Source organism: Imbroritus primus, assembly GCF_964332355.1.
In the GTDB taxonomy this organism is placed as follows: Bacteria; Pseudomonadota; Gammaproteobacteria; order Burkholderiales; family Burkholderiaceae; genus Imbroritus; species Imbroritus primus.
This window is the reverse complement of record NZ_OZ201294.1, coordinates 298,090-318,117: the sequence shown is the minus strand read 5'-3', so window position 1 is coordinate 318,117 and position 20,028 is coordinate 298,090. Positions and strand designations below refer to the sequence as shown.

Below are 20,028 nucleotides of genomic sequence, written 5' to 3'. Positions count from 1 at the left end.
CCCGCGTTCGTCGGCGGAAGGCCAGTGTGTGACGCCGACCACGCCGACATGGATGTGGTCAGTGAAGTAGCGGGCGACTTCGCCGTCGCGGGTGAAGGCCCTCGCGCTTTTTTTATCCAATTTCTACCAGCGCCTCGAATTGCCGACTACCGCACTACCTAAGGCGCACATAAAGCACCGAAGTAGATCCATCCCCAGTAGGCAGTTCCTTCACTTCCGTAAAAGACTGCGCACGTACCAAAACACCAAACTTCGAATATCCATAGTTCCGAGCATCGAAGGCCGGATCAATCTTCTGCATCATCGAGCCAACGGTACTCATGGGAGCCCATCCATTCTCTTTTGCGCTAGATTCGATGGCCTGCCTCAAAGAGACCTGTAACCCATCAGCGGAACCCAACGCTGGTGTAGCGGTCCTCTCTCGGCTCACGTCATCACCCTGCTCTGATGTTGCAGCAGCCTGCGGTCTCAATATCTCTGTGTAGATGAATTTGTCGCAAGCCGCTACGAAGGGCTCCGGCGTCTTTTTTTCGCCAAAGCCATACACGGCTGATCCCGACTCTCTCAAACGAGTCGCTAACCGGGTAAAATCACTGTCACTGGATACTAGGCAGAAGCCATGTAGATGCCCGGTGTAGAGAAGGTCCATGGCGTCGATAATGAGCGCCGAGTCGGTGGCGTTCTTGCCCTGGGTGTAGCGAAACTGCTGGATAGGCTGAACCGCGTGCTTATGTAGTGTTTCTTTCCACGCTTTGAGGTTTGGAGTCGTCCAGTCACCATAGGCCCGCTTGACTGTTGCCGTGCCATAGCGCGCAACCTCCGAGAGGAGGTCTGGCAGACAGGCAGCTTGCGCATTGTCTGCATCAATCAATACCGCCAGCCTGTCGTTTGCCATTTCGCTCCCTCTGGACGAGTTGTCATTATGCTTCATACAGGAGTAATTGCGGCTACGGGGTGCCATCAACAAAACCCCCACACCCGCCAACTAGTGGGTGTAGGGGTTTTGTACTACAGGCAATCAGTGGCTTGGAGGAAGCGAGGCTCCCACTACACCGGCCGAATATTCTGATTATGCCGAAACAAATTCCCCGGATCGTACCGCTTCTTCACCTCCACCAACCGATCAAAATTCGGCCCATACGCCGCCCCAACCCGGCCGGATTCTTCCTCCGTCATGAAGTTCACGTACACGCCGCCCTGTGAGTACGGCTTCGCATCCTGAAAGACCTTGCGTGACCATGCAATGCAGTTGGCATCGTCTTTGTGGTCATCCCAGCGGCCGTGCACGTTCATGGCGAACTGTGTGGACCGGTGCGGATAGGCCATGGCGGTAGGCGGTACGCGCATGGTTGCGCCGCCGATGCAGCCCAGGAAAATCTCGCATTGGGGTGATGGCAGGCTTTCGACGGCGTTGACCAGGACGTCGATCAGCCCATCCTGCAGTGTTTCGATGTTGTGCGATTTCCAGTAGTTGCGGGCGCCGGGGGTGAGCAGCGGGTCGAAGGCTTTTTGCCATGCGGTGTAGGGCATGGGGCCGAGGTGTTCGCCATAGGGTGTGCCGAGCTTGCGGATGGCGTCGACGGCGGCTGGGCCGTCTTGCGGGTCGCCGGTGTAGCAGATGGCGAATGCGACCATGGGTTTGCCGTGTACCGCTGGCGGTAGAAACGGCAGCGGCGGCGCGAGTCGGAGGACGGCCCATACGGCCAGTTCGTCGGGCATGGTCTGGAGTTCGGTGCGGTATTTCACCAGGGCGTCCCTGGCCTGGTCGAGCGGCAGCACGACGAGTCCGCCATAAATGATGGGGCCGACGGGGTGCAGCTTGAATTCGAACAGGGTGACAACCCCAAAATTTCCGCCGCCGCCGCGAATGGCCCAGAACAGGTCGGGGTTTTCCTGTTCGCTGGCGTGCTGGAGTGTGCCGTCGGCGGTGACGATGTCGACGGAGAGCAGGTTGTCGATGGTCATGCCGTATCTGCGGCTGAGCCACCCAAACCCGCCGCCGAGGGTGAGGCCTGCGACGCCGGTGGTGGAGTTGACGCCCAGCGGTACGGCGAGGCCGAAGGCCTGTGCTTCGCCATCGACATCGGCAAGGGTCACGCCCGGTTCGACATAGGCGGTGGCGCTCCAGGGGTTGATCCGCACCGATCTCATCGGGGTCATGTCGATCATGACCCCATCGTCGCAGACGGCGGTGCCGGCGATGTTGTGGCCGCCTCCGCGCACGGCGACGATCAGGTTGTGTTCGCGGGAAAAGTTGACGGCCTTGCACACGTCGGCCGCGCCGGCGCATCGGATGATCACGGCCGGTCGTCGGTCGATCATGGCGTTCCAGATCTTGCGCGCGTCGTCGTAGCCGGCATCGCCTGGTGTGAGGACCTGACCGCGTGCAGCGGCCTTGAGATCGTCGATGGCACTACTGGGCAAATTGCTCATGACACACCTCCTTGACGGTGTGATTTCTTACAAGACTTCTTATATGAGCCGTCTATGCCTGGCGCGGTGTGAAAGTGTCCTCCGGTGAATGCGTCACAACCTCAAGCACAATAGGTCCGGCGCGCCGCGCAGGGTTAGGCGGCTGACCCCTTTTGCGTACCGGAATGTGTGTGGGAAAAGTATAGGTTGCCGGCTGGCGGCAATACAGGGAAAACCATGTGCTGGAAGGCGCGGGAATGTGCCGGAGATGTGCTGACATGCGCCCGGCATGTATCGAAGATGAAACATAAAAAACCCCACGCCACCAACCGGTGGCGTGGGGACGGCATGCTACGGGTACTGCGGTGGTGCAGGCGGGTCAGCGGCTTGACGGAAAGCTGAACACCGCCCCTTCGCGCACGCCGGCGGACGGCCAGCGTTGCGTGATGGTCTTGCGTTTGGTGTAGAAGCGCACGCCGTCGGGGCCGTAGGCGTGGAGGTCGCCGAACAGGGAGCGCTTCCAGCCACCGAAGGAGTGGTAGGCAACAGGTACCGGCAGCGGCACGTTGACGCCGACCATGCCGACCTGGATGTGGTCGGTGAAGTAACGGGCGGCTTCGCCGTCGCGGGTGAAGACGCAGGTGCCGTTGCCGTATTCGTGGGCGTCGATCATGTCCATGGCTTCTTGCAGGGTCTTGGCACGGATGATGCCAAGCACGGGCCCGAAGATTTCATTCTGGTAGATGGACATGCCGGGCTTGACGTTGTCGAACAGGCACGGGCCAAGGTAGTAGCCTTCTTCGTGGCCGGCGACCTTGACGTTGCGGCCGTCGACGACGAGCTTGGCGCCTTCTTTTTCCCCCGCCTCGATGAAGCTGCGGACTTTCTCGAAGTGCGGCTTGGTGACGAGCGGACCCATGTCGTTGCCATTGTCGTTGCCGGGGCCGACTTTCATCTTGGCGATTTCGGCAGACAGGCCGGCGATGACGGCGTCGGCGGTTGCATCACCGATACAGGCAACCAGCGGAATGGCCATGCAGCGTTCGCCGCACGAACCGTAGGCGGCGCCCATGAGCGCGCTCACGGCGTTGGGAATATCGGCGTCGGGCATGACGACAGCGAAGTTCTTGGCGCCGCCGAGGGCCTGCACGCGTTTGCCGTTGGCGCAACCGGTGGTGTAGATGTATTCGGCGATGGGCGTGGAGCCGACGAAGCTGGCAGCCTTCACACGCGGGTCAGTCAACAGGGTGTCGACGGCTTCCTTGTCGCCGTTAACCACGTTGAGCACGCCGGGCGGCAGGCCGGCTTCGAGCGCGAGCTGGGCGATGCGCAGCGTGGACGACGGGGTGCGCTCGGAGGGCTTGAGCACGAAGGTGTTGCCGCACACCACGGCCATGGGCCACATCCACAGCGGCACCATCACGGGGAAGTTGAACGGCGTGATGCCGGCCACCACGCCAAGCGCCTGGAATTCGCTCCACGAGTCGATGCCGGGGCCAACGTTGCGGCTGTGTTCGCCCTTGAGCAGTTCGGTGGCGTAGCTGGCGTATTCGACGTTCTCGATGCCGCGCTGCAGTTCGCCGTGCGCATCGGCTAGTACCTTGCCGTTTTCGGAGGTGATGAGCGCGGCGATTTCATCGGCGTGTTCTTCGAGCAGGGTCTTGAGCTTGCTCATGACGCGGGCGCGCTTGATGGGCGGCGTGTTGCGCCAAGCCGGGTAGGCCGCCTGCGCGGCGGCGATGGCGCTTTCCACGGTGGCCTTGTCGGCGAGCGATACCTGCTTGGTGGCGCGGCCGGTGGCGGGATCGTAGACCGGTTGTGCACGGTTGCCGCCGATGGCGGCTTCGCCGTTGATCCAGTGGCCGACGGTGGCGACTTGCTTGGTCGAATCGTTCATGAGTGTCTCTGCAATATCGTGATGCGGTTGTCGTGTTGTGGCGTGGGCGTGTGGCGCTCGGCGTTGTGCTCAGTCGAGTGCGCCGATGGCTTCGCCAAGTGCGTTGACGAGGTTGTCGATTTCCTTTTCCGTCGCGATGAACGGCGGGGCCAGCTGAATGGTATCGCCGCCGTAGCGCACGTAGAAGCCTTTCTTCCAGCAGGCCATGGAGATCTCGTACGGGCGGCGCGCCGGCTCGCCCGGTGCGGGGGCGATGGTGAGCGCGGCGGCGAGGCCGTAGTTGCGGATGTCGCTGACGTACTTCACGCCCTTGAGGCTGTGCACGCGGTCTTCAAAATACGGGGCGAGCGCCTTGACGCGGCCGATCATGTCTTCCTTCACCAGCACGTCGAGCGCGGCGAGGCCGGCGGCGCAGGCCACGGGGTGGGCGGAGTAGGTGTAGCCATGGGCGAATTCGACCATGTACTCCGGGCCGCCGGCGGCCATGAAGGTGTCGTAGATGTCCTTGGTGGCCATCACCGCGCCGAGCGGCTGGGTGCCGTTGGTGATCTGCTTGGCGGCAGTCATGATGTCGGGCGTCACGCCCATGGCTTCGGCGCCGGTAAACGCGCCGGAGCGGCCAAAGCCGGAAATCACTTCGTCAAAGATCATCAGGATGTTGTGCGCGGTGCAGATCTCGCGCAGGCGCTTGAGGTAGCCCTTGGGCGGCACCACCACGCCACCGGAACCGGAGAACGGTTCGACGATGACGGCGGCGATGGTCGAGGCGTCGTGCAGGTTGATGATGTCGAGCAGGCGCTCGGCGAGTTCGGCGCCATTGTCCGGCAGGCCGCGCGTGAAGGCGTTGCTGGCGAGCTGGGTGTGTGGCAGGAAGTCGGCTTCGATGCCCTGGCCGAACATCTTGCGGTTGGCGGCAATGCCGCCGACGGAGACGCCGCCGTAGTTCACGCCGTGATAGCCCTTCTCGCGGCCGATGATGCGGGTCTTGCCGGCCTGCCCCTTGGTGCGCCAGTAGGCGCGGGCCATCTTGAGGGCGGTGTCGGCGGCTTCGGAACCGGAGTTGACGAAGAACACGTAGTCGAGGCCGTCAGGCGTGAGGTCTTTGAGCTTGTTGGCGAGTTCGAAGGACAGCGGATGGCCAAACTGGAAGCCGGGTGCGTAGTCGAGCTTGGCGATCTGGCGGCTCACGGCTTCGGTGATCTCGGGGCGGGCATGGCCGAGACCGGTACACCACAGGCCGGAGAGGCTGTCGAAGACCTTGCGGCCGTCGATGTCGGTAAAGTACGCCCCCTGCGCGGAGACAATCATGCGCGGGTCGTTCTTGAAATTGCGGTTGCCGGTAAAGGGCATCCAGTGGGCTTCGTACCAGCTGCGATCGTGGGCGGTATCGAGAACGTCCAGATGGGTCGCGGTCATGTCGGTCTCCGGGTAGGCGCGGGTCAATTCAGTATTGCAGATTGTTGTCCGTCCCGATAATCTTGTGAATGGACAAATATCACTCTTTACTTGACGGTTTATGCAAGTAACTTCTCCCAAGACCCGGGCTGTGCTGGGCCAGGTCAGCGACATGGATCTGCGCCTGCTGCGCGTCTTCAAGAGCGTGGTGGAATGCGGCGGAATGGCGGCGGCCGAGCTGGAGCTGAACATTGGCATTTCCACGGTGAGCCGGCATATCAAGGACCTGGAAACGCGCCTGGGCATGGTGCTGTGCCGCCGGGGGCGCGGCGGCTTCATGCTGACCAACGAGGGCCAGGCTATCTACGAGCAGACGCTGCACCTGCTGGCCTCGGTGGAAACGTTCCGCAGCAGCGTGGACGAGATCCACCTGCGCATGGGCGGCGAACTGCAGCTGGCGCTGTTCGACAAGACGGCCACCAACCCGGCGGCGCGCATCGCCAAGGCGATTGCGCTGTTCTCGGAGCGCGCGCCGGATGTGAGCCTGAACCTGAAAGTGGCATCGATCAATGCCATCGAGCGCGGGCTGATCGACGGCAGCGTGCACGTGGGCATTATCCCGGCGCACCGCGAATCACGCAGCCTGCTGTATACCGCGCTGTTCGGCGAAACCATGCTGCTGTACTGCGGGCAGCGGCATCCGCTGTTCGGGCAGGACCACGCGGGGCTCGACTGGGACGATTTGCGCCAGCACCATTTTGCGGGCCTGGGCTACCACTCGCCAAACATGGAACTGAGCCACCGCGAAAAACTGACGCGCCACGCCACGGGCTCGGACCAGGAGGCGATTGCCACGCTGATCCTGTCGGGACGCTATCTGGGATTTTTGCCGGACCACTATGCGGCGAGTTTTGTGCAGAACGGCCAGATGCAGGCGATCAAGCCGGCGCTGTTCTATTACCTGTGCAGCTTCGTCAGCCTGCTGCGGCGCGCGCCGCAGCCGTCGCGGGCGTCATTGCTGTTTCAGCAGTGCCTGGTGGAGGCGCATGCGGCAGTCGACGGGTGAGCGCGGCGCAGGGCAATGCGTGGCCGCCCTGCCCTGAAGTTCCTCAGATGTCCTCGTCGGCCGGCTGCAGGGCCGGTTCGAGCATGTGCCCGGCGCGTTCGGCCTTGGTATTGAGGTAGCGCTGGTTGTAGGCGTGCGGCTTGGTCAGCACGGGTTTGCGCACGGCGACCTGGATGCCGGCCTGTTCGAGCGCGCGGATCTTGGTGGGATTGTTGGTGTGCAGCTGCACGTGGCTGATGCCGATGGCGCGCAGCATGGCGACGGCGGCCTCGTAGCGGCGTTCGTCGTCGCGGAAGCCCAGTGTGCGGTCAGCGTCGATGGTGTCGAGGCCAGTGTCCTGCAGGGTGTAGGCGCGCAGCTTGTTGGCGAGGCCGATGCCGCGCCCTTCCTGGGCGAGATACAGCAGCACGCCACCGCCATCGGCGGCAATGTCGCGCACGCTGTTGCGCAGCTGTTCGCCGCAATCGCAGCGCAGGCTGCCGAACAGGTCGCCGGTGAGGCAGGCGGAGTGCAGACGCACCGGCACGATGCCGGACCAGTCCTGGTGATCGCCGATCACCACGGCCACGTGTTCGAGCAGGCCATTGGGCTCGCGGAACAGCATGAAGCGGGCGTTCTCGGCATCGGCCAGCGGCACGGGCGCTTCGCTGATCAGCTTGAGGTCGAGGGCCGAGGCGGCGCTCATGCGACGGGCGCTGAGCGCGCCGACGGTAAGGATGCTCTGGTCGTCGAGCTTGGCTTGCAGGGCTGCGGGGCGGGTCGCGGGGACCTCGCTCGCCAGCAGCGCCGGCAGGATGCGGCCAGCCTTGGCCAGCACCAGCGCGGCATCTTCCTGCGCGGTGGCAAGACGTACCGGCAAGGTGGCGGTATTGCCGGGCAGCGGCGCGTGCACCGCCCCAGCCAGCGCCAGCAGCGCGTCGAACGGCATGTCGGCCGGCAGCGTAATGGCGATGCTGCCCAGGCCGGAAGGCGGCTGCAGGCCGAGCATGGCGGCTCGCTGGGCAGTCAGCAGCAGCACGGCGGGCGTTCCGGCATCGGCTTCCAGCGCGGCGCGCGTGTCGCGGCGCAGGGCTTCCACCGCCGCGACCAGCAAGGCCGGCCGCGCGGCGCCGGCGGCGTCTTCCTCGGCGGTGAGCAACACCGGTTGTCCACGGCGCAAATCGAATACGCCTCGCTCTGCCTGCTGCATGATGTCCCTTGTTGTACCGTACTGCCCGTCCGGAGCCGCGCCCGTCCGACCTGTTCTGAATATTGGAGAACCGGAATCATAACGCGAAGTGGCCTTGCCCGGTTGGGCAAACGCCTATCCGAGAGGCGTACAGATCACAATATCGTCATGGCACGAAGCGATACCCCACCCCGGTTTCCGTGACGAGGTGCGCAGGCCGTGCGGGGTCGGCCTCGAGCTTGCGGCGCAGGTAGCCGACATAGAGACGCACATAGTGGCTACGATCCACATGGCCCGGCCCCCACACTTCCTGCAATAGCTGGCGGTGCGTCAGCACCTTGCCGGCGTGGCGCAGCAGCACGGTCAGCAGGCGGTACTCGACCGGCGTGAGCGCCACGGGCACGCCGCCGCGTAGCACCTGCCGGTGCACGAGATCGACCTGCACGTCGCCGAAGGCGACCACGGCTTCTTCTGCGACGCGATGGTGCCGGCGCAGTTGGGCACGCACGCGCGCCAGCAGTTCGCCCGCGCCGAACGGCTTGGTGAGGTAGTCGTCGGCACCGGCATCGAGGGCGTCGATCTTGTCATGCTCGAGCGTGCGTGCCGACAGTACGATCACCGGCATGGCCGACCAGGCGCGCAGGCTGCGCAGGAAATCCACGCCGTTGCCATCGGGCAGGCCGAGATCGAGGATGACCAGGTCGGGCTTGTGGCTCCCCGCTTCAATCAGGCCGCGCTGCATGGTCTCGGCCTCGACCAGCCGGAAGCCTTCGGCCGCGAGGGCGCTGTGCAGCACGCGCCGGATGGGCGCGTCGTCTTCGATGATCAGGATCAGCGGTGCGGCGTCGTTCATGGCGCATCATCTCCTGGCATGGGCCGCAGCGGTTCGCCCTCGGGGTCCATCGCCGGCGGGGAGCCGAGGGGCAGCGTGATGACGAAGCATACGCCGCCTTCAGGCCGGTTCTCCGCGCGGATGCGGCCATGATGCGCCTCGACGATCGCCCGGCAGATCGCCAGCCCCAGGCCAACACCCGAGACGGGCGTTTCCCGTGCCCCGCGCGTGAATTTCTCGAAGACGGCTTCCTCGCGGCCACGCGGCAGGCCAGGGCCGTTGTCGGTAACACGAATCTCCATCCAGTCGCCGGCGACACGGGCGCTAAGCGCGATGCGGCTGCCGGCAGGTGTGTACTTGCCGGCATTCTCGAACAGGTTGTAGAACACACGCTCCATCAGGATCGCGTCGAACTCCAGGAAGGGCAGCGCGGGCGGCAGATCGACCGTTACCGTGCGTGCGCCGAGCAATGGCGCGGCCAGCGTGAGCGCGCTGCCGACCACTTCTTCGAGCGGCTGCCATTGCAGGTTGAGCTGCACGTGACCGGCCTGCAGGCGTGCCATGTCGAGCAGGTTGTTGACCAGCGCGCCAAGGCGCATGGCCTGGTCGCGGATCGCGCGCGCGGTGTCGCGCAGTCTGGTGTCAGGCGCTTGCGTATCAGGCGAGGGTGTATTGGCCAGCGCATTGGCCAACACCTCGGCCTCGCCCACCAGTGCGGTGAGCGGTGTGCGCAAGTCGTGCGACAGCGCCGCCAGCAGGGAGTTGCGCAGCTGCTCGGACTCCATCTGCACGGTCGTATCCTGCGCCACCTGCACGTAGTGCACGCGCTCCAGGGCAATCGCCACCAGACTGCTCAGGGTGTCGAGCAGGCGACGCTGTTCCGGTGCCAGCAAGCGGCGCGGATCCTTGAATTCCAGCGCGAGCACGCCGCGCACGTTCATCGGCGCACGCAGGGGTTGATACAGCAGTGGCGCGGCCGGCAGCGTATCGGTGCCGGCACCGGCGGGTTCGCCGTGGTCGAAGGCCCATTGCGCAATGCCCATGTCGACCATCGGACCGTCAGTGCCATCCTGGCCGCCCAGGTGGCCATAGAGCGGCGGCCGCAGGCGGTCGCCAGCGTCGGCCAGCAATAGCGCCGGACGGGCATCGAGCGTCTGCCCGACAAAGCGGGCGCAGATCTCGGCGATCTGCTCGGGCAACAGTGCGCCGGACAGTTCGCGCGACATTTCATAGAGGGCGCGCATGCGCGCCTCGCGGTGCGTGGCGACGCGCGCCTGGTATTTGAGGCCGGCGGTCAGCTGACCGGTGATCAGGCCGACGCTCAGCATCACCGCGAAGGTCACGAGATATTGAGCATCTGACACCGCGAAGGAAAATTGCGGCGAGACAAACAGGAAGTCGAACGCCGCCACGCCGAGAAACGCCGCCAGCACGGCCGGACCGCGCCCGTAGCGCACGCCCACCAGCACCACGGCCAGCAGGAACAGCATGCCAATATTGGTGAGTTCGACAGCAGGATGCAGCAGCCCGCCCAACGCAGCTGCTACGGCGCAGGCCCCCACGCTGGCGAGCCACGCCGAAGCCGGCGCACGCCACGCGGCGAAGCGCTGGCCAGGCTCGGACAGCGGCAGTGCAGCCGGGCGCGCCACAGCATCGTCACGCGCCGCCTGTATCACATCGAGATCGGGGGCATGGCGCGCCAGCCGGGTCGCGAACGGCGTACGCCAGAAGGCCCACGCATGGGGGATGGATGCGCCGACCAGCAGGCGAGCGAGATTGTGCTCGCGCGCGTAGCGGGTGATGGCCTGCACCGGATCGGCATCGGCCAGCACGGCAGTTTCCGCGTCCATGTCGCTGGCCAGCTGCAGGGCGGTGAGAATGGCCTTGCGTCGGCCCGCGCCGAGCCGCTGCAAGGCTGGCGTTTCCACATACACGGCATGCCATGGGGCGTCGAGCTGGGCCGCCTGCCGCGCGGCGCGGCGTACCAGCCGCTCGCCCTCGGTGCCGGGGCCGATGCATACGAGCTGCGAGTCGCGCGTCTGCCAGACCGAGGAGACGGATTGCTCGCGCCGGTACTGCAGCATGTCGCCATCCACACGATCAGCGGTGCGGCGCAGGGCCAGCTCGCGCAAGGCCAGCAGATTGCCCTTGCGGAAAAAGCGCTGGATGGCCTGCTCGGCCTGGTCCGGCAGATAAACCTTGCCTTCCTTGAGCCGCTGCAGCAGTTCGTCGGGCGGCAGGTCGATCAGCACCACGCTGTCGGCCAGGTCGAAGACGCGATCCGGCACGGTCTCCCGCACGCGGATGCCGGTGATGCCGCCGACCACGTCGTTGAGGCTATCGAGATGCTGGACGTTGACGGTGGTGTACACGTCGATGCCGGCGGCCAGCAGTTCCTCCACGTCCTGCCAGCGCTTGGGGTGGCGCGAGCCGGCCACATTGGTGTGGGCCAGCTCATCGACCAGGATCAACGCCGGCTTGCGCGCCAGCGCGCCGTCGAGATCGAATTCCGCAAGCGCGCGGCCGCGATATTCGTGGGATCTGCGCGGGAGCTGCTCGAAGCCCGCCAGCGCCGCCTCGGTCTCGGCACGGCCATGGGTTTCGACGATGCCGACGACAACGTCGACACCCTGCTCGCGCTGCATGCGCGCCGCGGCGAGCATGCCATACGTCTTGCCCACGCCCGCCGACGCGCCAAAGAAGATCTTCAGCTTGCCACGGGTGGCGCGGGCCGCCTCATCGTGCAGGCGGGCCAGCAATTGATCGGGATCGGGACGGGCGTCGCTCATCACATCAAACGATAGCAGATTGAAGCGCTCCGGCAGGGACTGCTGAACGGCACGCCGGAACGCAAGGCCATGGTGTACACCGGCACGCCGGGTCAGCGCGAAGGCGCGCGGTCAAGTTCGAGATTCAGCGCCAGCACGTTGACGCGCGGCTCGCCCAGAAAGCCGAACTGTCGCTCTTCGGCATGTCGGTCGATCAGGGCCTGCACATGTTCCAGTGGCATGCCGCGCGCACCTGCCACCCGCGCCGCCTGGTAGCGTGCAGCGGCAATGCTGATATCCGGATCAAGGCCGCTGCCCGAGGCAGTGATCAGGTCCACCGGCACCGGCGCGGTGTTGGCGGGATCTGCGGCGCGCAGTGCCTGGATGCGAGCCTGTACGGCTTCCGTCAGCGCAGGGTTGCTCGGCCCCTGGTTGCTGCCGCCGGACGCGCCGGCATCGTAAGGCCGGTTAGCGGTGGCCGATGGCCGGCCCCAGAAGTAACCGGGTGCGGTAAAGGACTGCCCGATCAGCGATGAGCCGATGACGCGGCCCTCGTGACGCACCAGGCTGCCGCTGGCCTGTGCCGGGAACAGCAGGTGCGCGGCACCGGTCAGCAGTGCGGGATACGCGAGCCCGGTGATCAGCGTGAGCAGCAACAGCAGGCTCATTGCCGGACGCAACAGGGTCTTCATGGTGGTAACCGTCGTGGTGGTGTTTGTATCGGTATGCATCGTCATGCTCCTCATGCCAGCCCTAGCGCGGCCAGCGCCATGTCGATCAGCTTGATGCCGACGAACGGTGCGACGATGCCGCCGAGACCGTAGACCAGCAGGTTGCGTCGCAGCAGCGTTGCCGCACCGAGCGCGCGATAGCGCACGCCCTTGAGCGCCAGCGGAATCAGCACGATGATGATCAGCGCGTTGAAGATGATGGCCGAGAGAATTGCGGAGTCCGGGCTTGTCAATCCCATGACGTTGAGCGCCGCCAGCTGGGGATAGGTGCTAACGAATGCCGCCGGAATGATGGCGAAGTACTTGGCGATGTCGTTGGCAATGCTAAAGGTGGTGAGCGCGCCGCGCGTCATCAGCATCTGCTTGCCGGTTTCCACGACCTCGATCAGTTTGGTCGGGTTGGAGTCCAGGTCGACCATATTGCCCGCCTCCTTGGCCGCCTGCGTGCCGCTGTTCATGGCGACCGCCACATCGGCCTGCGCCAACGCGGGTGCATCGTTGGTGCCGTCGCCGGTCATCGCCACCAGCCGGCCTTCACCCTGGTACTGGCGGATCAGCGCTAGCTTGGCCTCTGGCGTGGCCTCGGCGAGGAAGTCGTCAACCCCGGCCTCGGCGGCAATAGCCGCGGCAGTCAGGCGGTTGTCACCGGTGATCATGACCGTGCGGATCCCCATGCGGCGCAGTTCGGCGAAGCGTTCCTTGATGCCGCCCTTGACTACGTCCTTGAGCTCGACCACGCCCAGCACCTGCTTGCCCTCGGCCACCACCAGCGGCGTGCCACCGCGCCGCGCCACGGCTTCCACGGCCTGTTCGACGGCGGACGGAAACGCACCGCCCTGCTCTTCCACATAACGGCGCACGGCATCGCCCGCACCCTTGCGGATGGCACGGCCTGCCAGGTCCACGCCGCTCATGCGCGTCTGCGCGGAGAACGGCAGGAAGTGCGTCTCGACTGTCTGCAGATCGCGCTCGCGCAACTGGAAGCGTTGCTTGGCCAGCACGACGATGGAGCGGCCTTCCGGTGTTTCATCCGCCAGCGATGCGAACTGCGCGGCATCGGCCAGCCGCTCCTCGCTGACCTCCGGCGCGGGCAGAAAGGCAGCTGCCTGGCGATTGCCGAGGGTGATCGTGCCGGTCTTGTCGAGCAGCAGCACATCGACGTCGCCTGCCGCTTCCACCGCCCGGCCGGAGGTGGCAATGACATTGGCCTGCATCATGCGGCTCATGCCCGCCACGCCAATGGCCGAGAGCAGCCCGGCGATGGTGGTCGGGATCAGGCACACGAGCAGCGCAATGAGCACCGGCAACGCCACGGGCGTGCCGGCGCCAGCTACCTGAACGCCGAATACCGAGAATGGCAGGAGCGTGACGGTGACGACCAGGAAGATGATGGTCAGCGCCACCAGCAGGATGGTCAGCGCGATTTCGTTGGGGGTCTTCTGGCGCTTGGCGCCTTCCACCATGGCAATCATGCGGTCGAGAAAGGTCTCGCCCGGATCGGCCGTGACGCGCACCACGAGCCAGTCGGACAGCACGCGCGTGCCGCCGGTGACGGACGAAAAATCGCCGCCCGATTCGCGGATCACGGGCGCCGATTCGCCGGTGATAGCCGATTCATCCACCGAGGCCACGCCTTCGATCACCTCGCCATCGGCGGGGATCATGTCGCCCGCGTCGATGCGGACGACATCGCCCTTGCGCAGGTCCTCGGCCATTACCAGCTCGCCCGGCGCATCATGGCGCGGCGCGCGCAGCTTCTTGGCCATGATCGACTTGCGCGCCCCGCGCAGCGATGCGGCCTGCGCCTTGCTGCGGCCCTCGGCGAGCGACTCGGCAAAGTTGGCAAACAGCACCGTGAACCACAGCCACAGGGACAAGGCCAGAATAAAGCCGCCCGATTGTCCGCTGGACAGCGCATGGATCCACAGCGCCGTGGTCAGCAGGCTGCCGATATACACGACGAACATCACGGGATTGCGCCACTGTGCACGCGGGCCGAGCTTGCGCCATGCATCGATGCAGGCCGGACCGAGCAGCGCCGGATCGAACAGGCCGAAGGTACGGCGTGGATGGGTATGCGCCTGCGTACGCTCCGCAAGTTCTGAAGCAGGCGGAAGATGCAACGGTTTCATTTTGTGTTCTCCTGCGCTCAATGCGCCATCCACACTTGCAGGTGTTCGACGACCGGACCGAGCGCCAGCGCCGGGACGTAGTTGAGCAGGCCGACCAGCAACACTGTGCCGATCAGCAGCACCACGAACAGCGGCCCGTGGGTCGGCATGGCGCCCGGGCTGTCAGCGAGGCGCTGCTTGGCCGCGAGCGCGCCGGCAAGCGCAAGTACCGGGACGATGACGGCGAAGCGGCCGAACCACATGGCAACGGCCGTCAGCACGTTGTAGAACGGCGTGTTGGCAGACAAGCCGGCGAAGGCGCTGCCATTGTTGTTGGCAGCGGACGTGAGGGCATAGAGGATTTCGCTGAAGCCGTGCGCCCCCGGATTGGCGACGCCGGCCTGGCCGGCCTGCACGCTCACGGCGAGCGCCGTGCCGGCAAGCACGAGCACCGGGGTGACGAGAATGACCAGCGCGATCATCTTCATCTCGAAGGCTTCGATCTTCTTGCCGAGATAGGCGGGCGTGCGGCCGATCATCAGTCCGGCCATGAACACCGCGAGCATGGCAAAAATCAGCATGCCGTACAGCCCGGAACCCACGCCGCCGAAGACGACTTCGCCCAGCTGCATCAGCGCCAGCGGCATCATGCCGCCGAGCGGCGTGAAGGAGTCGTGCATGGTATTGACCGCGCCACACGAGGCAGCCGTCGTCACGGCGGCGAACAGCGCGGAGCCGGCGATGCCGAAGCGCGCTTCCTTGCCTTCCATGTTCCCGCCCGGCTGCAGCGCCGTACTGTGCTGATCGACGCCGAGACTGGCCAGCACCGGGTTGCCCTGCTGCTCGAAATACATCGTGCCGAGTGCGAGCACGGCGAACAGCGCCGTCATGGCGGCCAGCACGGCCCAGCCCTGGCGGGGGTCGCCCGCCATGTGGCCGAAGGCATGGCACAAGGCCGCCGGAATGATGAAGATCGCCAGCATCTGCACGAAGTTGGTCAGCGGCGTGGGGTTCTCGAATGGATGCGCCGAGTTGGCATTGAAAAAGCCCCCGCCGTTGGTACCGAGCAGCTTGATCGCTTCCTGCGAGGCCACCGGCCCCATCGGCAGGAGCTGCGTGGTTCCCGCGTCAGCCTGCAGCGGCGTGATCGCCTGATACGCATCGAAGTTCTGAATGACGCCCTGGCTCACCAGGAACAACGCCAGCACGATCGCCAGCGGCAGCAGCACATAGAGCGTGGCACGCGTCAGGTCGACCCAGGCATTCCCAAGGGTCGCAGCGGAACGGCGCGTGAGACCACGGATCAGCGCGATCACCACGGCGATACCGGTGGCGGCGGACAGGAAGTTCTGCACGGCCAGACCGGCCATCTGCGTGAGATAGCTCATGGTGGATTCGCCGCCATAGCCCTGCCAGTTGGTATTGGTGGCGAAGCTGACGGCCGTGTTGAAAGCCGAATCCGGGCTGACATTCGCTAACCCCTGCGGATTGAGGGGCAGCCAGACCTGCAGGCGCTGCAAGGCATACACGACCAGCGCGCCAAGCAGATTGAAGAGCAGGATGGCCAAGGCATAGGCACGCCAGTCCATCTCGATATCGCGCCGTATGCCGCACAGTCGGTACAGTAAGCGCTCGATGGGCGCGCCCCAGCGCAACAGGCGCATGCGCGGGTCATCGCCGCTGTCCATCACACTGGCGAGATAACGGCCCAGCGGTTGCGCCAGCAACAGGAGCACCGCGAGGAACACTGCGAGCAGCAGGAGAGAGGCTCCAAATAGAGACATCACAGATCCTCCGCGCGCAGCAGGCTGGCCACCAGATAGACGAGGAGCCCGCCAGCCGCGAGGGCGGCCGCAAGATTGATCCAGGTCATGACCGTTCTCCCGATACGGCAAGACGCTGGCAACCGCGCACGAGCGCAACAACCAGAACCATGAAGGCGGCCAGCGCCGCGAGGTAGAAGATATCCATGCAGACACACTGAGGGAGTTACGGTGTCTGCAGTCTAGGGAGCGCGCGGTAAGGAGTGCGTATGAAAGCGCACACGGGGTATAAGAAAGTTGTAAACGCCGTGGGTCCCGCCTGCAGGCGGGACGCTACCGCTTACCACCCATGTCCTTTCCGGAGCAGCGGCCCAGGTGTTCCGCACACGCGGCAACGCCCGCAGTGCGCGCAACCCCGTACTGGAACAGGGAAGGCCGCCGATTTCGCAGTATCATCGCAGCTCCGGCGCGGCATGCGTCTTCGCCGGACCCGTTATTTCCCCCAATGTGATTCGCCCGCCATGACCAACGCTTTTCTCCCCCGCTTCTCCCGCCTCGGTACCCCGCTCAGCCCTTCCGCCACCAAAGTCATGCTGCTCGGCGCAGGTGAACTCGGCAAGGAAGTCATCATCGCGCTGCAGCGCTTCGGCGTCGAAGTGATTGCCGTGGACCGCTATGCCGATGCACCGGGCATGCAGGTGGCGCACCGCGCCCATGTCGTGTCGATGACGGATGCCGACGCACTGCGTGCCGTCATCGAACAGGAGCGTCCGCACCTGATCGTGCCGGAGATCGAAGCGATTGCCACGCAGGTGCTGGCGGATGTCGAACGCGAAGGTATCGCCGAAGTCATCCCCACGGCGCGCGCCACGCAACTCACGATGAACCGCGAGGGCATCCGCCGCCTGGCGGCCGAGGAGCTGGGCCTGCCGACCTCGCCCTACGCGTTTGCCGATTCGCTCGAAGAACTGCAGGCCGCCATCGACAGCGGCATCGGCTACCCATGCGTGGTCAAACCGGTGATGTCGTCGTCGGGTAAAGGCCAATCGGTGCTGCGTGGCCCTGAAGACGTGCAGACCGCATGGGACTATGCGCTGGCCGGCGGCCGCGTGCGCGAAGCGCGCGTGATCGTCGAGGGATTCATCGACTTTGAATACGAAATCACGCTGCTGACCGTGCGTGCGGTCGGCGCGGACGGCACCGTGCAGACCGCCTACTGTGAGCCGATCGGCCATCTGCAGGTCAGCGGTGACTATGTCGAATCGTGGCAGCCGCAGGCCATGGCCCCAGCGGCGCTGGCCGCCGCCCGCGACGTGGCCGGCAAGGTCACGGCGGCGCTCGGCGGACGCGGCATCTTCGGCGTGGAACTGTTCGTCAAGGGCGATCAGGTGTGGTTCTCGGAAGTCAGCCCGCGTCCGCACGATACCGGCCTCGTGACACTCGCGTCACAACGCTCGTCCGAGTTCGAACTTCACGCACGCGCGATTCTTGGCCTGCCGGTGGATCCGTCGCTGCGCCGCCCGGCGGCGTCGGCGGTCATCTACGGCGGCATGGACCAAGCCGGCATTGCCTTCGAAGGCGTGGCCGAGGCGCTGCAGGTACCGGAATCGGATGTGCGGCTATTCGGCAAACCCGAGAGTTTCGTCAAGCGCCGCATGGGCGTGGCCGTGGCCAACGGTGACGATACGGAGCAGGCCCGCAAGCGCGCGAAGCTGGCAGCCAGCCGCGTGCGGCCGGTGGCGGGCTGATCCTGAGCCACCCGGCACGGCGGGCGCACTGCCTGCCGTGCCGTGCGCGCTGTGCTGCCTCGGCCCGTACCTGCGCTCGCTTCCTCTCTGTCCCCTTACCGTCTTCTTTTCCCGCTTCCTTCCCTCCCCCGCTGCTTTACGCCCCTATCTCGCAGAGACACGCGACAGCAGTAATGCCAATATTCTGGCATTATTTTCACAAAATACAAAAAATATTGGCACAATAGTACAGTTAAATCACTTTTACGCATCTAGAGATGCAGCAATCTGGACATATGCTAATATTCTGGCGCTAATACATAAATAATGCCAGAATACTATCCATGGCTCAGAAAACCGCGCCACTGCTCCCCGCGACCAACCAGTTGCTCACCGAGTTTGGTGAGCGGCTGAAACTCGCACGCCTGCGCCGCAAGTTGACGGCCAAGCAGGTCGCCGAGCGCGCCGGCATGTCGCCGATGACCCTCCGTTCGCTGGAGTCGGGCAGTTCGGGCGTCACCATGGGCGCATACCTGTCGGTGATGCAGGTACTGGGCCTGGAAAAGGATCTGGCCAGAATGGGTGCGACCGACGACGTTGGCCGTCAGTTGCAGGACGCACGTCTCGTGCAGCGCGGCATGCCTGCACGCAGCGATGCGCCACGCTCCAGTACCGCAGGCCGTTACGCCTTGCCGGGTGAGACAACGCAACGTTCGACCGCGCTCGAGATCAGGCAGCGCGATGAAAGCGATATGCCTGCCACTGCGCAGGAAACACATTCGGCCACCGCGAAGGCATCGCAGCCAGCCGGCAAGACAGCGGCCGACCTCGCAGCGTTGCTCAAGCCGCCGCCCCGCCGCAAGCAGAACAAGCAGGAATCGTCATGACGATGATCGGCGTGTATGCCGACTGGGATGGCCTGCCCGAGCCGATGCGGCTCGGGTACCTGCACAGCCGGCGAACGCGCACGCAGGAACTGTTCGAGTTCGAATACGATGTGGCGGCGCTAAAGCATGCCGGACTGGGTCGCCTGCAGTTCGATCCGGCCATCGGGCTGTTCGAGGGCCCGCAGTACCCCGTACCGCCGCATGACACCTTCGGCGCCTTCGCCGATTCAAGCCCGGACCGCTGGGGACGCATGCTCATGGAACGGCGCCTCGAACGTGACATGCGCGCCGGCCTGCAGCCGCGCGGCACGCGGCTGTACGAGTCCGATTTCCTGCTGGGTGTGCACGACCTGTATCGGGTTGGCGCGCTGCGTTACAAGCTTGCCGACCGTGGCGCATTCCTGGACGACCGCATCGATGTGGCCGCCCCGCCCTTCACCGAAATCCGCGCGCTCGAACGTGCCAGCCACGCGCTGGAAGAGGACGCGAACAATACCGCGCTGGAAGGACAGGAATGGCTGCGCATGCTGATCGCCCCCGGCGGCTCGCTCGGCGGTGCGCGGCCCAAGGCCAGCGTCGCCGATGCGCACGGACGCCTGTATATCGCCAAGTTTCCGAGTGCGCGCGACACCTACGATGTGGGCGGCTGGGAAATGGTGGTCAATGCGTTGGCGCTTGGATGCGGCCTGCGTGTGGCGACGGCCGAGGCGCGCAAGTTCGCGAGTGAGCATCATTGCTTTCTGGTGCGGCGCTTCGACCGCACGGAACACGGCCAGCGCCTGCACTTTGCATCCGCGATGACCATGACCGGCCATGCCGATGGGGACGATGCCTCGACGGGCGCAAGCTATCTGGAACTGGCCGAAGTGCTGATGCGGCATGGCGCACAGACCAACGCCGACCTACGCGAGCTCTGGTCGCGCATCGTCTTCAACCTTCTGGTCTCGAACACGGACGACCATCTGCGCAACCATGGATTCATCCTGGTACCCGGCCGGGGATGGCGGCTCGCGCAAGCCTATGACATGAATCCCGTGCCCGCCGCCGACGGTCTGAAACTGAATATCACCGAAGCGGACAACGCACTCGATCTCGACCTCGCGCGCGAGGTGGCCGGATACTTCCGGCTGGCGCTGGCCGACGCCGACGAGATCATCGATACGTTCCGCGCCATCGTCCGGCAATGGCGCGTCATCGCGAGCGGCCTCGGGTTATCTGGCCGTGAACAGGAGCGCATGGCGGATGCCTTCCGCCTGGCGGACGACTGAGGC

The 20,028-nt window shown here is 65.1% G+C and carries 15 protein-coding genes; 4 read left to right on the top strand and 11 right to left on the bottom strand.

What is annotated here, in order from left to right; genetic code table 11:
• Nucleotides 1-154: 154 nt before the first annotated feature.
• The 4 genes from ACQ3C8_RS16385 to ACQ3C8_RS16370 all read right to left on the bottom strand — a co-directional run bounded on the left by ACQ3C8_RS16385 (nucleotide 155) and on the right by ACQ3C8_RS16370 (nucleotide 5,725).
• Nucleotides 155-931 carry an NYN domain-containing protein gene (locus ACQ3C8_RS16385; RefSeq protein ID WP_428853193.1) on the bottom strand — a complete coding sequence of 259 codons (777 nt, stop codon included), beginning with the start codon at nucleotides 929-931 and terminating at the stop codon, nucleotides 155-157.
• Nucleotides 932-1,047: 116 nt separating this feature from the next.
• Complete coding sequence (locus tag ACQ3C8_RS16380) at nucleotides 1,048-2,433, bottom strand: FAD-binding oxidoreductase (RefSeq protein WP_428853192.1); 1,386 nt, start codon at nucleotides 2,431-2,433, stop codon at nucleotides 1,048-1,050.
• A 358-nt stretch (nucleotides 2,434-2,791) separates the two neighbouring features.
• Nucleotides 2,792-4,309, bottom strand: a complete 1,518-nt coding sequence (locus ACQ3C8_RS16375) for a CoA-acylating methylmalonate-semialdehyde dehydrogenase (RefSeq protein WP_428853191.1) — start codon at nucleotides 4,307-4,309, stop codon at nucleotides 2,792-2,794.
• A gap of 69 nt (nucleotides 4,310-4,378) precedes the next feature.
• A complete protein-coding gene (locus ACQ3C8_RS16370) occupies nucleotides 4,379-5,725 on the bottom strand; it encodes an aspartate aminotransferase family protein (protein WP_428853190.1) in 1,347 nt (448 codons plus the stop codon).
• 100 nt (nucleotides 5,726-5,825) lie between these two features.
• Here ACQ3C8_RS16370 and ACQ3C8_RS16365 point away from each other — a divergent pair, with 100 nt between their 5' ends.
• On the top strand, nucleotides 5,826-6,770 hold the full coding sequence (locus tag ACQ3C8_RS16365; protein ID WP_428853189.1) for a LysR family transcriptional regulator: 945 nt from the start codon (nucleotides 5,826-5,828) through the stop codon (nucleotides 6,768-6,770).
• Between the two features lie 43 nt (nucleotides 6,771-6,813).
• On the opposite strand, the gene ribA is transcribed toward ACQ3C8_RS16365, so the two are convergent.
• The 7 genes from ribA to ACQ3C8_RS16330 form a co-directional block, all read right to left on the bottom strand.
• Complete coding sequence (gene ribA, locus ACQ3C8_RS16360; RefSeq protein ID WP_428853188.1) at nucleotides 6,814-7,959, bottom strand: GTP cyclohydrolase II RibA; 1,146 nt, start codon at nucleotides 7,957-7,959, stop codon at nucleotides 6,814-6,816.
• Between the two features lie 145 nt (nucleotides 7,960-8,104).
• Entirely contained in the window at nucleotides 8,105-8,791 is a 687-nt protein-coding gene (gene kdpE / locus ACQ3C8_RS16355; RefSeq protein WP_428853187.1) for a two-component system response regulator KdpE, read from the bottom strand.
• On the bottom strand, nucleotides 8,788-11,559 hold the full coding sequence (gene kdpD / locus ACQ3C8_RS16350; protein WP_428853186.1) for a two-component system sensor histidine kinase KdpD: 2,772 nt from the start codon (nucleotides 11,557-11,559) through the stop codon (nucleotides 8,788-8,790). Before kdpD ends, kdpE begins: the two co-directional genes overlap by 4 nt.
• Nucleotides 11,560-11,651: 92 nt before the next feature.
• On the bottom strand, nucleotides 11,652-12,230 hold the full coding sequence (gene kdpC, locus ACQ3C8_RS16345; RefSeq protein ID WP_428853290.1) for a potassium-transporting ATPase subunit KdpC: 579 nt from the start codon (nucleotides 12,228-12,230) through the stop codon (nucleotides 11,652-11,654).
• Nucleotides 12,231-12,280: 50 nt separating this feature from the next.
• Nucleotides 12,281-14,401: a potassium-transporting ATPase subunit KdpB gene (kdpB, locus tag ACQ3C8_RS16340; protein WP_428853185.1), complete on the bottom strand. Its 2,121-nt coding sequence runs from the start codon at nucleotides 14,399-14,401 to the stop codon at nucleotides 12,281-12,283.
• Between the two features lie 17 nt (nucleotides 14,402-14,418).
• The gene (kdpA, locus tag ACQ3C8_RS16335) at nucleotides 14,419-16,164 is read right to left on the bottom strand and encodes a potassium-transporting ATPase subunit KdpA (RefSeq protein ID WP_428853184.1); all 1,746 of its coding nucleotides are present in this window, start codon (nucleotides 16,162-16,164) and stop codon (nucleotides 14,419-14,421) included.
• A complete protein-coding gene (locus tag ACQ3C8_RS16330) occupies nucleotides 16,164-16,253 on the bottom strand; it encodes a potassium-transporting ATPase subunit F (RefSeq protein WP_009523574.1) in 90 nt (29 codons plus the stop codon). The genes kdpA and ACQ3C8_RS16330 overlap by 1 nt, the downstream gene beginning before the upstream one ends.
• Before the next feature lie 411 nt (nucleotides 16,254-16,664).
• Here ACQ3C8_RS16330 and purT point away from each other — a divergent pair, with 411 nt between their 5' ends.
• The 3 genes from purT (at nucleotide 16,665) to ACQ3C8_RS16315 (ending at nucleotide 20,025) form a co-directional block, all read left to right on the top strand.
• Nucleotides 16,665-17,891, top strand: coding sequence for a formate-dependent phosphoribosylglycinamide formyltransferase (purT, locus tag ACQ3C8_RS16325; RefSeq protein WP_428853183.1), 1,227 nt, complete (start codon nucleotides 16,665-16,667; stop codon nucleotides 17,889-17,891).
• Nucleotides 17,892-18,214: 323 nt separating this feature from the next.
• Nucleotides 18,215-18,757 carry a helix-turn-helix domain-containing protein gene (locus ACQ3C8_RS16320; RefSeq protein WP_428853182.1) on the top strand — a complete coding sequence of 181 codons (543 nt, stop codon included), beginning with the start codon at nucleotides 18,215-18,217 and terminating at the stop codon, nucleotides 18,755-18,757.
• A complete protein-coding gene (locus ACQ3C8_RS16315; RefSeq protein WP_428853181.1) occupies nucleotides 18,754-20,025 on the top strand; it encodes a type II toxin-antitoxin system HipA family toxin in 1,272 nt (423 codons plus the stop codon). Before ACQ3C8_RS16320 ends, ACQ3C8_RS16315 begins: the two co-directional genes overlap by 4 nt.
• The last annotated feature ends 3 nt before the right edge of the window (nucleotides 20,026-20,028 follow it).